Origin of the sequence: Pseudomonas sp. WS 5071 (genome assembly GCF_012985765.1) — a bacterium.
Lineage (GTDB): Bacteria > Pseudomonadota > Gammaproteobacteria > Pseudomonadales > Pseudomonadaceae > Aquipseudomonas > Aquipseudomonas lundensis_A.
In genome coordinates this window covers 1-531 of the sequence record NZ_JAAQWY010000102.1, presented here as the reverse complement: position 1 = coordinate 531, position 531 = coordinate 1, and the positions used below count along the sequence as shown (strand labels likewise).

The following is a 531-nucleotide window of genomic DNA, read 5'->3' as shown; positions in this document are numbered from 1 at the left end:
CCCAGCACATCGGGGCCACCGACCGTGGCCCAACGTCGTTCCAGACCGTTGTCAATAAATTCAGCTGGTTTCTGATCCGTTTTATGTTCGTGATGGCGCCGCTGGTGCTGTTCATCAACGGTTTCACCAAAGGCGACTGGCCCGAAGCCCTGCTGTTTGCACTCTCGGTGGCCGTGGGCCTGACGCCTGAAATGCTGCCCATGATCGTGACTTCGACCCTGGCCAAGGGCGCGGTGTTTCTGTCGCGCAAAAAGGTCATCGTCAAGCGGCTGGATGCGATCCAGAACTTTGGCGCGATGGATGTACTGTGCACCGATAAAACCGGGACCCTGACCCAGGACAAAATCTTTCTCGCCCGTCATGTGGACATCTGGGGGCAAGAGTCCGACGACGTGCTGGAAATGGCCTACCTCAATAGCTATCACCAGACCGGCCTGAAGAACCTGCTGGACGTCGCGGTGCTGGAGCATGTTGAGGTGCACCGCGAGTTGAACGTGGGCACGGCCTACAGCAAGGTCGACGAAATTCCTT

1 protein-coding gene is annotated in these 531 nt (G+C 57.8%); it reads left to right on the top strand.

Going from position 1 to position 531, the window contains the following annotated elements; all coding sequences use genetic code 11:
• Nucleotides 1–531: HAD-IC family P-type ATPase (locus HBN61_RS22415; RefSeq protein WP_170047939.1), on the top strand; the 531-nt coding region annotated here is incomplete at both ends.